Raw genomic sequence first — 12,545 nt, 5'->3', positions numbered from 1 at the left:
GTATATTTGCACCTCGTTTTGAAATAACAACATTTAAAGTTTAGAAAGAATGTCAAGAGTTTGTGAACTTACAGGTAAAAAGGCAATGGTAGGGAACAATGTGTCTCACGCAATGAACAAAACTAAACGCAGATTTGATGCGAATTTAGTTAAAAAGCGTTTTTACATTCCTGAAGAAGATAAGTGGGTAACTTTAAAAGTATCTACTTCAGCATTGAAAACCATTAACAAAATAGGAATTTCGGCTGCTATAAAAGAAGCTAAATCTAAAGGGTTTTTAAAATAAGCCTCTCATAAAATAATAGAACAATGGCAAAGAAAGGTAACAGAGTCCAAGTAATATTAGAGTGCACTGAGCACAAAGAATCAGGGGTGGCAGGAACTTCTAGATATATTACTACAAAAAACAAGAAAAACACTCCAGATAGAATGGAAATTAAAAAATTCAACCCTATCTTGAAGAAAATGACTGTTCATAAAGAAATAAAATAATTAAGTCATGGCAAAGAAATCCGTAGCAACATTACAAACAGGGTCTAAAAGATTAACTAAAGCTATAAAAATGGTAAAGTCTGATAAAACAGGTGCTTACACTTTTGTAGAATCTATCATGGCTCCAGAACAAGTAAACGATTACTTAAATAAAAAATAATTCTTTTTATTTTTTATCGAAAAAGATAATTTAAGCTGCTTTCTATTAAGAAAGCAGCTTTTGTTTTATATTTACATTTAAAATAGTGACAAAATTTCAGTTTTGTAAAATAGGCAGACATTTTGTATTAAGAGTTTTAAGAGTTACTGTCCTTTTTTGGGGGAGTATAACCATACTTAATTGCATAAATTCTAAATAATATCCAATGAGCTTTTTTAAAAAAATATTTTCTTCAGAAAAAAAAGAAACTTTAGACAAAGGGTTAGAAAAATCTAAGTCTAGTTTTTTTGATAAATTAAGTAAGGCTGTAGCTGGAAAATCTAAAGTTGACGATGATGTTTTAGATAATCTTGAAGAAATTTTAGTCTCTAGTGATGTTGGTGTAAATACAACTTTAAAAATTATCGATCGTATAGAAGCTCGTGTAGAAAAAGATAAATATCTTGGAACTGCAGAGTTGAATAAAATCCTCCGCGAAGAAATTGCAGGGTTATTATCTGAAACAAATTCTGGCGAAGATACCGAGTATACTATTCCGGCAAATAAAAAACCATATGTGCTTATGGTGGTTGGCGTAAATGGTGCTGGTAAAACGACAACTATTGGTAAGTTAGCATATCAGTTTAAAAAGAAAGGGCTTAATGTCGTTTTAGGAGCAGCAGATACCTTTAGAGCTGCAGCTATCGATCAGTTACAGGTATGGGCAGATCGTGTAGATGTTCCTATTGTTAAACAAGATATGGGTAGCGATCCTGCGTCTGTAGCCTTTGATGCACTACAATCAGGAGTGTCTCAAAATGCAGATGTTATTATAATTGATACAGCTGGACGTTTACATAATAAAGTTAATTTAATGAATGAATTAACTAAAGTAAAACGTGTTATGCAAAAAGTAATTGGTGATGCACCCCACGATGTGTTGTTAGTATTGGATGGCTCTACAGGGCAAAATGCATTCGAACAGGCCAAACAATTTACAGCAGCGACAGAAGTGACTTCACTTGCGGTTACAAAACTAGATGGTACAGCAAAAGGTGGTGTGGTAATTGGTATTAGCGATCAATTTAAAATTCCTGTAAAATATATTGGTGTTGGTGAAGGCTTAAACGATTTACAAGTCTTTAATAAATATGAATTTGTAGATTCTTTCTTTAAATAATAAATCCTTATCTCTCGATAAATATTTATCATTGGTATACCTTTATTTAACCAACATAGATGATATTTAATTAAATATAATTTTAAGAGTGCTAATGCTTTAATGTGATTAACACTCTTAAAAGGGTAGGAATATTATTTTTTAATAAACTTTAATGTACTTGTATTCATATCTGTCTTTCCAACTATAAAATACAATCCGCTAGGTAAATTAGAAACGTTTATTTCTTGAGTAGGTGTTTCTATATTTTTAACAGTTACTCCATTTGTATTTATAATTGAAAGTTGTTTTAAGTTTACATTAGATTTTATATTTAAAATGTCTGATGTTACTGTTGGATAAATTTTAAAACTTTTAATTATTTCAACTTCAGATACAGCTAGAGTATTTCCTTTAGCTAAATATAATGCTTCAACATCTGCAGCTGTTAATGCTCTGTTGTAAAGACGAACATCATCTAGAGCTCCTGTGTATGGAAGTGAAGCATCTTCTGTGTTTCTACCTCCAATTCTAAAATCCATATAACCCGTACCTGTTGTTGGTATTTGAGTGTCTACAATATCTGTAGTCACTAAGTTTACGGTTTCTGTTAGTTCGTTATCTACATAATAATCTGTAGCATATCCATCAGTTGTTTTAGTCACAACAGCAACAACATGGTGCCAAGTATTATCTGTGATGTCTGAAAAAGGTCCGGCCTGAGTTGTTTCAGTATTCCAGAATCCTAAGTTTAATTGTCCAGCGTTAGTTGTAATTTGATTTATGTTAAGGTGTACATGAAGTGATCTAAGGTTGGTTCCATAACTAAAAATCTGCATTCTAGTATCACCAACTTCTGTCTTCATCCATAAGGCATAACTTCTCCCATCTGCACTAATATCTCCCAGGGGCAAATCTGTAATTGCTGCAGGTGCAAAATTGATATGAGATCCTGATGAAAAATTAAAGGCACTGTTAGCTGTACCATTAGGGCCTTTTGTAGTTTCTATTTCTCCTACAATAGTTCCTGTCGCTGTGCTTGAAGATAATTCTGTTAGAGTCTCTCCATCTGTAATATTTACACTAGAGTCGCAGCTTAAATTAAATACCAAGCCTGTAGTAATGTCTTGAGCAGACAAGTTTGTAAAAGCAAAAAGGATAAATGTTTTAAGTAAAGTTTTTTTCATAATGTTTTTTTAGATTATTAATGTATTAGGGTTAGATAAAATACAGACAGAGACTTGTCCTAGCGTATTAGAGGGGTTTTGATATTGTTAAATTTTATTAGATTAGGAGGTACACTGACTGCATTTGTTATTCAAATTAATTATAATACGGGTAAATTGATTGTATGTTGTGATTACACTTATACTACAGTTGAAGGCTTTTATGAACTTTATAAATTAAGGCCTTAAAAAATATCAGTTTGTTTATTTTTATAAGAAGAATCGATTATTTGAGATGTAATTAGATTTTGTATTTATCTTAGTGTAATGGTGTTTTTAGTGAATTTGTGTAAGTCTTTTTAGATTTTAATAAGTGTTTTAACAAGATATAATGCTAGTTAATAGAGCTAGAAACTTTTTTTATTGCTATAGAATTATATTTTTTTTACATAAATAAAATACATTTAAATATAAGTTATATGTGTTAGTATAGCTCGCTATTCAAAAATTGTCAATCTTAAATCATTAATCCTAAATCATTACGTATCTTTGCACTCTGAAATTTTGATATGAGAACGAAATCACTTAAAAAGAATAAAATCAATGTAGTAACGCTTGGTTGTAGTAAAAATGTTTACGATAGCGAAGTGTTAATGGGACAGCTTAAAGCAAGTGGGAAAGATGTTGTGCATGAAGAAGAAGGTAATATTGTAGTGATTAATACCTGCGGATTTATTAATAATGCTAAGGAAGAAAGTGTGAATACTATTTTAGAATTCATGCAGAAAAAAGAAGATGGAGATGTCGATAAAGTATTTGTAACTGGATGTCTGTCTGAGCGTTATAAGCCAGATTTACAAAAGGAAATTCCTAATGTTGATGAGTATTTTGGAACCACAGAATTACCAGCTTTATTAAAAGCTTTAGGAGCAGATTATAAACACGAATTAATTGGAGAACGTTTAACAACAACACCAAAAAATTATGCGTATTTAAAAATTGCCGAAGGTTGCGATCGTCCGTGTAGTTTTTGTGCAATTCCAATTATGCGTGGTAAACACAAGTCTACTCCTATAGAAGAAATTGTTATCGAAGCTGAAAAATTAGCTGCTAAAGGGGTGAAAGAATTAATTCTTATCGCACAAGATTTAACATACTACGGATTAGATATTTATAAAAAACGTAACCTTGCAGAATTACTTGAAGCTTTAGTAAAAGTTGAAGGTGTGGAGTGGATTCGTTTACATTATGCATTTCCAACAGGATTCCCAATGGATGTGTTAGATATTATGAATCGTGAGCCTAAAATTTGTAATTATATAGATATTCCTTTACAGCATATATCAGATCGTATTCTTAAAAGTATGCGTCGCGGAACGACTCAAGAAAAAACGACTAAGTTATTACAGGAATTTAGAAAAGCAGTTCCAGAAATGACGATTCGTACAACACTTATTGTGGGATATCCAGGAGAAACCGAAGAAGATTATCAAACGCTTAAACAATGGGTTCAAGATATGCGTTTCGAACGTTTAGGTTGTTTTACATATTCTCATGAAGAAAATACACACGCTTATAATTTAGAAGACGATGTGCCAGAAGAGTTGAAGCAAGAGCGTGCCAACGAAATTATGGAAATTCAATCACAAATTTCATGGGAATTGAATCAAGCTAAAATCGGACAAGAATTTAAAGTCGTTATCGATAGAAAAGAAGGTAATTATTTTGTAGGTCGTACAGAATTCGATTCTCCAGATGTAGATAATGAAGTTTTAATTGATGCAACAGAAACCTATTTAAAAACAGGTGAATTTGCTCAAGTTATTATTACTGAAGCTGCAGATTTCGACTTGTATGCTAAAGTTGCGAAATAGCGAAAAAATAAAAAAATAAAAAGAGGTGTTTTAATGTAAGTTAAAGCACCTCTTTGCGTTTAAAGCCATATTGTTGTATAAACAACAATCTTAACTAATTTTTTAGATTTGAAAATTCTAATAACTGTATATTTACAATAAATTTGAATATTTTATGCCTACAGACTGTATTCCTTTTAGAGACACTCATTATTTTTCATCATTAATTTGTGATTATTTAGACGAAAAACCTGAATTAAAACCGTTTTATAATCGTTTTCCTAAGCTTGAAAATTTCAAGGCTCAAATAGAAGAAAAGTCAACATTTAAAGGATTATCAAAAACACATAGGCATGTTTTAGCTTCTGTTTTAGAACAGCAGTATGCCACGGTTAAAACATCGGAAGCTACACTTTTAAACATCTCACTCTTAAAAGAATCGAATACCTTTACAATAACAACAGGACATCAATTAAACCTGTTTACTGGACCGTTATATTTTTTATATAAAATTGTATCGACTATAAATTTAACGAAAGAATTAAAGATTGCTTATCCCAATCAACATTTTGTGCCTATTTATTGGATGGCTACAGAAGATCATGACTTCGATGAAATTAATTACTTCAATTTTAAAGGCAAAAAAATTCAATGGAATAGAGAAGATGGTGGTGCTGTAGGTGAGTTTTCTACTGAAGGTTTAGATAGTGTTTTCGAATTATATACAAAAGACTTAGGAATTGGTAAAGCGGCAGATGAGTTAAGAGCATTGTTTTCTGAAGCTTATTTAAAACACGATAACCTTGCAGATGCTACAAGATATTTAGCTAATGCATTATTTTCAGATTTAGGTTTGGTCATTATAGATGCAAATCAAACCGATTTAAAACGTGCTTTTATACCTTATATTGAGCAGGATATTTTATCGCAAACTTCCTCGCAAGAAGTGTCTAAAACAAATAGTTTACTTTCAGGAATTCCTGATACAGATTATAATATTCAGGTAAATCCGAGAGAAATTAATTTATTTTATTTGTCTAAAAATAGCCGAGAACGTATTGTTTTTGAAGACGATATTTATAAAGTAATTAATACAAAAATAGTATTTACAAAAGATGAAATTCTGAAAGAAATACACGAATTTCCAGAACGTTTTTCTCCAAATGTCATTATGCGTCCGTTATATCAAGAGGTTATACTACCTAATTTATGTTATATTGGCGGTGGTGGAGAACTGGCATATTGGCTTCAGTTAAAAGATTATTTCGAAGCAGTACAAGTGCCATTTCCAATGTTATTGTTAAGAAATTCTGTGTTAATAAAAACAAATCAACAAGCTAAGAAGCTAGATAAATTAAACATCTCTAACCGCGATTTGTTTTACAAACGAGATACTTTTATTAACAAAAGGGTGAGAAGTATATCTAATATAGATATCGATTTTACATCACAAAAAGCATTGCTTAAACAGCAATTTGAAGCCATGTATACTTTGGCAGCACAAACAGATGCGTCTTTTATAGGCGCAGTAAAAGCACAAGAACGTAAGCAAATCAAAGGATTAGAACATTTAGAAAAGCGTTTGCTAAAGGCACAGAAAAAGAAATTATCCGATCAAGTTTCTAGAATGACCGATTTACAAAATCAATTATTTCCGAATCAAAGCTTGCAAGAACGCGGTGTTAACTTCTCTGAATTATATCTAGAGTTTGGAGACCAATTAATCCCACAGTTAGTGTTAAATTTGCAACCATTAAAACAAGAATTTTTAATATTAAACTTATAAAGTGTACATGCATAAAGTAGATTTTGATTTGGTTGAAATGACCTTGGATGTAATGAAATATGCCATTGAAAGGATTTCTACCACCGAAAGAAATATTGGTAAACCTAAAAAGGCCGAAGAATTAAAGGCTTTAGTCGGAGAAACAATTACTGAAAAAGGTATTGGAGGAGAAGTTGCTTTTAATTTATGGAAAAAACATTTAGCTAAAGTTAATGTACCTATAGACCATCCTAGAAATCTTGCTTTTGTTCCCGCAGCACCAACTCGTGCAGCAATTATGTTCGATTTAGTAACCTCTGCATCTAGTATTCATGGTGCGTATTGGATGGAAGGAGCTGGTGGAATTTTCTGTGAAAATGAAGCGATGAAATGGATTGTATCTCTAACGGGGTTACCTGAAGGTGCTTTTGGAGTGTTTACCAGTGGTGGTACAGCAGCAAACCTCTCAGCAATTGTTACCGCAAGAGAATATTGGAGAAGTCTTAAAGATGCGCATAAAAGGGAAAAAGGACTAATTATAACATCTATTGGGGCACATTCTTCTATTAAAGCCATGGCTAAAGTAGCAGATATAGATGTGTTTTTAGTAGATTCTGAAGACCGTTTAGAAGGTGCAGCTTTACAAGAAACCATTGATAATTTATCTTCAGAACAACGCGAACGTTTATTTGCTGTCGTTGCAACAGGAGGAACAACAAATGCTGGGATTATAGATGATTTGGAAGGAATTTCTGCCATATGTAATAAAGAAAATTTATGGTTGCATGTAGATGCAGCTTATGGAGGAGGTGCTTTAGTTGCCGATTCTGTTAGACATTTATTTAAAGGTATAGAAAATGCAGATAGTATTACTATAGACCCCCATAAATGGATGTTCTCTCCATACGATTGCGGTGCTGTTTTATACCGAGAACCAGAATTAGCAAAGAATGCACATTCGCAAGATGGTTCTTATTTAGATATTTTTAAAGATGAAGGTGCTCACGGATTTAATCCAACAGATTACCAAATACAATTAACACGTCGTGTTCGAGGGTTACCTTTATGGTTTTCTTTAGCGACACATGGTACAGATCGTTATAAAGAAGCTGTGGAACGCGGTATAGAATTGGCTCAAATTGCTGGCCGATTAATTACCGAGCATCCAAATGTAGAATTAGTTCGAGAGCCAAGTTTATCTTGTGTGTTATATAGAAGAATAGGATGGAAGCCTGAAGATTATACACATTGGACTTACGAAAACCACGAAAAAGGATTCGCGCTCGTTACACCTTCTAAATGGAAATCAGGAGATACTTTCGAAACGATTTCTCGTTTTTGTTTTATAAATCCAGATACGACCGAACAAGATATAGTAGAAATTTTAAAAACAATGGAATAAAGTTTGCCTCAAACTTTTCAAATAAAATATAAATATTAATTTTGCGCATGCAACACGACAAGGTATTAATTTTAGACTTCGGATCGCAATACACACAGCTTATTGCCCGTAGAGTTCGAGAACTCAACATTTACTCCGAAATACATCCATTCAATAAAATTCCAACAGACATAGAAAGCTATAAAGCTGTTATTCTTTCTGGGAGTCCAAATTCCGTAAGAGGAGAGGACGCTTTACATCCAGAATTAAAAGATATACGTACTAAAAAACCATTATTGGCCGTATGTTATGGAGCGCAATATTTAGCACACTTCTCTGGCGGAGAAGTAGCACCTTCTAGTACACGCGAATATGGTCGCGCCAATTTGTCTTACATAAAAGACAACGAAGTGTTTTTTGAAAATATTTCTGAAGGTAGTCAAGTTTGGATGAGTCATAGTGATACCATTAAATCCCTACCTACAAATGGCGTTTTAATTGCAAGCACTACAGACGTTGCAAATGCAGCCTATAAAATTGAAGGTGAAGAAACTTATGCCATTCAGTTTCACCCAGAAGTGTATCATTCTACAGATGGGAAACAAATATTAGAAAACTTTTTAGTAAAAATAGCAGGTCTTAAACAAGATTGGACACCAGATTCTTTTGTAGAAGAAACAGTTGAAGCCATTCAAGCTAAAGTAGGAAACGACAAAGTTGTTTTAGGGTTGTCAGGAGGAGTAGACTCTACTGTTGCTGCTGTACTTTTGCATAAAGCAATAGGTGAAAACCTGTACTGTATTTTCGTGAATAATGGGTTACTTCGTAAAAACGAATTTGAAAGTGTTTTAAAACAATACGAAGGTATGGGGCTTAACGTAAAAGGTGTCGATGCATCGGAGCGTTTTCTTAAGGCATTAGTTGGTCTAGAAGATCCAGAGAAAAAACGTAAAGCCATTGGGAATTCATTTATTGAAGTTTTCGATGATGAAGCTCATAAATTAACCGATGTAAAATGGTTGGCGCAAGGAACCATTTATCCAGATGTTATCGAGAGTGTTTCTGCAACAGGAGGACCGTCGGCAACGATAAAAAGTCATCATAACGTAGGTGGATTGCCAGACTTTATGAAACTTAAAATTGTAGAGCCTTTACGTGCAATCTTTAAGGATGAAGTAAGACGTGTTGGAGCAACTTTAGGTATAGACCCAGAATTATTAGGTCGTCATCCATTCCCAGGTCCAGGACTTGGAATTCGTATTCTTGGTGATATTACGGCTGAAAAAGTGCGTATCTTACAAGAAGTAGATGCAATCTTTATTAACGGATTAAAAGAATGGGGATTATACGATAAAGTATGGCAAGCCGGAGCGATGTTATTACCTGTAAATAGTGTTGGTGTAATGGGAGACGAGCGTACGTACGAAAAATGTGTAGCGCTTAGAGCCGTAGAAAGTACAGATGGTATGACTGCAGATTGGGTAAATTTACCCTATGAGTTTTTACAAAAAACATCGAACGATATAATAAATAAAGTAAAAGGCGTTAATAGAGTAGTGTACGATATTAGCTCGAAACCACCAGCAACTATTGAGTGGGAATAGATATATAATGAATCAATTTTTTTCGAATTAAACCATATTGAATGAAAAAGTTTTTAGTCGTTTTTGTATTACTTTTAATGGTAACAAGCCATGTCTTTGCTCAAAATTATAAGACACACAAAGTAAAAAAAGATGAAAAAATAGAGGATATTGCTAAAGGATATAATATTACCGTTAACGATATATATTCCTTAAATCCTGATGCTAAAAATGGATTAAGAACCAATATGGTTTTAATTATCCCTAAAACGGAAGTCCAAGCAGAATTAACAACAGTAAGAGAAATTACTGGGTATAAACAACACCGTGTAAAACGTAAACAAACGCTTTATGGTATTGCTAAAGAATACAAAGTTACTGAAGATGAAATTAAAAAAGCAAATGTATTTTTATACTCTGAACCTTTAAAAAAAGGAATTAAAATTAGAATCCCAATCTTTGAAACTAAACAAGTTTTAAAAGAAGTTGCTACGGTTGTAGATGTGTCTAAACCTTATGTAGTATTACCCAAAGAAGGTAAATGGCGTGTGGCATATAAGTTTGGGATTACTGTTGAAGATTTAGAAGCTTTAAACCCAGAAATGGCAGAAGTTTTAAAAGTAGGTGATACAATTAAGGTCCCTAATATTCCAGATACTAACGAAAAAACGGTTCAGGATAAATACGATTATTATGAAGTGCAACCTAAAGAAGGGTTTTACCGTTTAAAAGTAAAATTGGGTCTAGAAAAGCAAGAGCTTGAAGCTTTAAATCCACAATTAGTGGGATCCGATTTAAAGGTAGGAATGGTGCTTAGAGTGCCCAAAAAAGGGTATAGTAATGTTCCTGGAATGATTTCTGAGAACACTTTAGAAACTTCAGTTTTATCTAAAAAACATTTTAATTCTGGTACAAAACATATCGCTATTTTAATGCCTTTTAAATTAAAAGATGTGCGTTTTGATTCTATTCAAGGCACTATGAATCAAATTAAAAAAGACAGTTATTTAAATTTCGCTTTAGAATTTCAATCGGGAGCTTTAATGGCTTTAGATTCTTTGAAAGCATTAGGTATATCTGTAAAGGTTGATGTTTACGATACAGAAAACAAAACCAGTACAATTAACGACTTAATAAATAAACATAATTTTGAAGATTTAGATGCCGTTATTGGGCCGTTATCACAAACAAGTGTAGAATATGCAGCACAGAAATTAAGCGCATATAATGTGCCTGTAGTGTCTCCAATTACTAAAAATGTAGTGCTTACAGGTAATACGTTTCAATCGCGTCCATCAGAAGATTTATTAAAAGATAAAGTTTTAAATTATTTTAAAGAACGTGACAGTCTAATAAATACGATTTTGATTTTCGATTCTAAAAGTGAGTCGGAAAATGTGGCATTAAAATCTGCCTTTTCTGGTGCGCCTGTGGTTAGATCTCGAAAAGATAAAAAAGGTAAGGAAGCATATTATATTCGTGTAGAAGATATTTCTAAACATTTAAAACCAGGTAAAAATGTGGTTTTTCTAGAAACAGAATCTTCGGGATTTGCATCTAATGTTGTAGGCAATTTAAATACTTTAAATTCAGATAAGTTTGAAATTGTATTGGCTACTACAAATTTAAATAGTGCTTTTGAAAATAGTGAAGTTTCTAATCATCATTTATCAAATTTACACTTCCATTTTGCATCTGTATCTAAATCTTTTGATGATAATTTAGGAAATGGATTTGTTAAATCATACACAGAAGCATATGGTGTAACTCCTACTAAAATTGCAGTAAGAGGATTTGATGTCACTATGGATGTGGTATTAAGATTAGCAACATCTGAAAATTTATATACATCTACATTAGACGCACCATTAACGGAATACATCGAAAATAAATTCGAATATAAAAAGACTCCGTTTGGCGGGTATTATAATGATACCGTATATTTATTAGAATATAATGATTTAAAAATCATAGAAGTAAAAGACTAAAAATATGACTTCTAAAGTAACTTATCTTGGTGGTTTACGAACTAAAAATGTGCATTTGCAATCCGGAAACTCCTTTGTAACAGATGCCCCTGTCGATAATAATGGTAAAGGAGAAGCTTTTTCTTCTACAGATACTGTGGCTACTGGATTTGCAAATTGTATGATGACTGTTATGGGTATTAAAGCCAATGGTTTAGATTACAATATGGAAGGGACTACTGCAGAGGTTAGTAAGCATATGGCTACAGATCCTAGGCGAATTTCTAAAATAGAGGTGATATTTAATTTCCCTTTAGAAGCAGATGCTAAGATTCGTAAAATTTTAGAACATACAGCTCAAACCTGTCCAGTGCATTATAGTTTGCATCCAGACATAGAAAAAGCAGTAACTTTTAATTGGAAGTGATTTATAAAACATTCAAATTTACATTTTCAATAGACTACTTATACTAATAAACTAGATATGATGGATCAACTTAATCGAGATCTCTTAATTGAGTTGGCGCATACTAAAATGCCTTTCGGAAAATATAAAGACCGATATTTAATAGATTTACCCGAGTTTTATATTGTATGGTACAATAATAAAGGTTTTCCTAAAGGAAAAATAGGAGATCAGTTACGAATGGTTTACGAATTAAAATTGAATGGTCTAGAAGATTTAATTCGGAATATAAAACAAAAATACCCAAACCCTAAGAAGCATTAAGTCATTACAACCGGCTTAATGCTTTTTATATCTATTCTAACTTTAGAATTCAAAAATTCGCAATTAAAATAAGTCTCATCTTTTTTGTAAAATGGGACGTTTTAAAGGTAATGACTAAAGAAACCTAAGAGGCTTTAGTTTTTGTTTTTTTGTTAAAAACTTTAGTGTTATTAATTATACTTTTTTAATTTTTAATGTAAACTGTTTGTTAATAATAGGTTATAAGAGGTCTAAAAAGAAGAAGCGTCTTTTTTATATGTTCATGTTTTAATCGGAATTAAAATACGCAACCATACTTAATTGTCAATTG

12 protein-coding genes are annotated in these 12,545 nt (G+C 32.3%); 11 read left to right on the top strand and 1 reads right to left on the bottom strand.

The genetic code is table 11. From position 1 onward, the window contains the following. Positions 1–49 precede the first annotated feature (49 nt). The 4 genes from rpmB (at position 50) to ftsY (ending at position 1,811) form a co-directional block, all read left to right on the top strand. On the top strand, positions 50–286 hold the full coding sequence (rpmB, locus tag Q1B05_RS16815; protein ID WP_038527816.1) for a 50S ribosomal protein L28: 237 nt from the start codon (positions 50–52) through the stop codon (positions 284–286). A gap of 23 nt (positions 287–309) precedes the next feature. After that, positions 310–492, top strand: a complete 183-nt coding sequence (rpmG, locus tag Q1B05_RS16810) for a 50S ribosomal protein L33 (protein ID WP_038527818.1) — start codon at positions 310–312, stop codon at positions 490–492. A 7-nt stretch (positions 493–499) separates the two neighbouring features. Further along, positions 500–652 (top strand): DUF4295 domain-containing protein, encoded by a 153-nt coding sequence (locus Q1B05_RS16805; protein WP_299782275.1) that lies wholly within the window; start codon positions 500–502, stop codon positions 650–652. Between the two features lie 205 nt (positions 653–857). After that, complete coding sequence (ftsY, locus tag Q1B05_RS16800; RefSeq protein WP_299782273.1) at positions 858–1,811, top strand: signal recognition particle-docking protein FtsY; 954 nt, start codon at positions 858–860, stop codon at positions 1,809–1,811. 134 nt (positions 1,812–1,945) lie between these two features. Here the strand turns inward: ftsY and Q1B05_RS16795 are convergent, their stop codons facing one another. Continuing rightward, positions 1,946–2,977 carry a LamG-like jellyroll fold domain-containing protein gene (locus Q1B05_RS16795; RefSeq protein WP_299782271.1) on the bottom strand — a complete coding sequence of 344 codons (1,032 nt, stop codon included), beginning with the start codon at positions 2,975–2,977 and terminating at the stop codon, positions 1,946–1,948. 548 nt (positions 2,978–3,525) lie between these two features. Between Q1B05_RS16795 and rimO the strand changes: the two genes are divergently transcribed. The 7 genes from rimO to Q1B05_RS16760 all read left to right on the top strand — a co-directional run bounded on the left by rimO (position 3,526) and on the right by Q1B05_RS16760 (position 12,235). Then, on the top strand, positions 3,526–4,830 hold the full coding sequence (gene rimO / locus Q1B05_RS16790) for a 30S ribosomal protein S12 methylthiotransferase RimO (RefSeq protein ID WP_299782269.1): 1,305 nt from the start codon (positions 3,526–3,528) through the stop codon (positions 4,828–4,830). Between the two features lie 154 nt (positions 4,831–4,984). After that, positions 4,985–6,595, top strand: a complete 1,611-nt coding sequence (gene bshC, locus Q1B05_RS16785; protein WP_299782267.1) for a bacillithiol biosynthesis cysteine-adding enzyme BshC — start codon at positions 4,985–4,987, stop codon at positions 6,593–6,595. A gap of 7 nt (positions 6,596–6,602) precedes the next feature. After that, positions 6,603–7,976, top strand: a complete 1,374-nt coding sequence (locus Q1B05_RS16780) for an aminotransferase class V-fold PLP-dependent enzyme (protein ID WP_299782265.1) — start codon at positions 6,603–6,605, stop codon at positions 7,974–7,976. Between the two features lie 47 nt (positions 7,977–8,023). Beyond that, positions 8,024–9,559 (top strand): glutamine-hydrolyzing GMP synthase, encoded by a 1,536-nt coding sequence (gene guaA, locus Q1B05_RS16775; RefSeq protein WP_299782263.1) that lies wholly within the window; start codon positions 8,024–8,026, stop codon positions 9,557–9,559. Positions 9,560–9,600: 41 nt separating this feature from the next. Continuing rightward, the gene (locus Q1B05_RS16770) at positions 9,601–11,526 is read left to right on the top strand and encodes a LysM peptidoglycan-binding domain-containing protein (protein ID WP_299782261.1); all 1,926 of its coding nucleotides are present in this window, start codon (positions 9,601–9,603) and stop codon (positions 11,524–11,526) included. Between the two features lie 4 nt (positions 11,527–11,530). Continuing rightward, positions 11,531–11,932 carry an OsmC family protein gene (locus tag Q1B05_RS16765; RefSeq protein WP_299782259.1) on the top strand — a complete coding sequence of 134 codons (402 nt, stop codon included), beginning with the start codon at positions 11,531–11,533 and terminating at the stop codon, positions 11,930–11,932. A 60-nt stretch (positions 11,933–11,992) separates the two neighbouring features. Continuing rightward, the gene (locus Q1B05_RS16760) at positions 11,993–12,235 is read left to right on the top strand and encodes a DUF3820 family protein (RefSeq protein WP_159024271.1); all 243 of its coding nucleotides are present in this window, start codon (positions 11,993–11,995) and stop codon (positions 12,233–12,235) included. Positions 12,236–12,545 lie beyond the last annotated feature (310 nt).

This window comes from uncultured Formosa sp. (genome assembly GCF_947500765.1).
Taxonomy (GTDB): domain Bacteria; phylum Bacteroidota; class Bacteroidia; order Flavobacteriales; family Flavobacteriaceae; genus Formosa.
This window is presented reverse-complemented; position numbering and strand designations above follow the sequence as displayed.

Coding starts and splice junctions, on each gene's coding strand:
- rpmB (WP_038527816.1), top strand. CDS start 50: ATGTCAAGAGTTTGTGAACTTACAGGTAAAAAGGCAATGGTAGGGAAC.
- rpmG (WP_038527818.1), top strand. CDS start 310: ATGGCAAAGAAAGGTAACAGAGTCCAAGTAATATTAGAGTGCACTGAG.
- Q1B05_RS16805 (WP_299782275.1), top strand. CDS start 500: ATGGCAAAGAAATCCGTAGCAACATTACAAACAGGGTCTAAAAGATTA.
- ftsY (WP_299782273.1), top strand. CDS start 858: ATGAGCTTTTTTAAAAAAATATTTTCTTCAGAAAAAAAAGAAACTTTA.
- Q1B05_RS16795 (WP_299782271.1), bottom strand. CDS start 2,977: ATGAAAAAAACTTTACTTAAAACATTTATCCTTTTTGCTTTTACAAAC.
- rimO (WP_299782269.1), top strand. CDS start 3,526: ATGAGAACGAAATCACTTAAAAAGAATAAAATCAATGTAGTAACGCTT.
- bshC (WP_299782267.1), top strand. CDS start 4,985: ATGCCTACAGACTGTATTCCTTTTAGAGACACTCATTATTTTTCATCA.
- Q1B05_RS16780 (WP_299782265.1), top strand. CDS start 6,603: ATGCATAAAGTAGATTTTGATTTGGTTGAAATGACCTTGGATGTAATG.
- guaA (WP_299782263.1), top strand. CDS start 8,024: ATGCAACACGACAAGGTATTAATTTTAGACTTCGGATCGCAATACACA.
- Q1B05_RS16770 (WP_299782261.1), top strand. CDS start 9,601: ATGAAAAAGTTTTTAGTCGTTTTTGTATTACTTTTAATGGTAACAAGC.
- Q1B05_RS16765 (WP_299782259.1), top strand. CDS start 11,531: ATGACTTCTAAAGTAACTTATCTTGGTGGTTTACGAACTAAAAATGTG.
- Q1B05_RS16760 (WP_159024271.1), top strand. CDS start 11,993: ATGGATCAACTTAATCGAGATCTCTTAATTGAGTTGGCGCATACTAAA.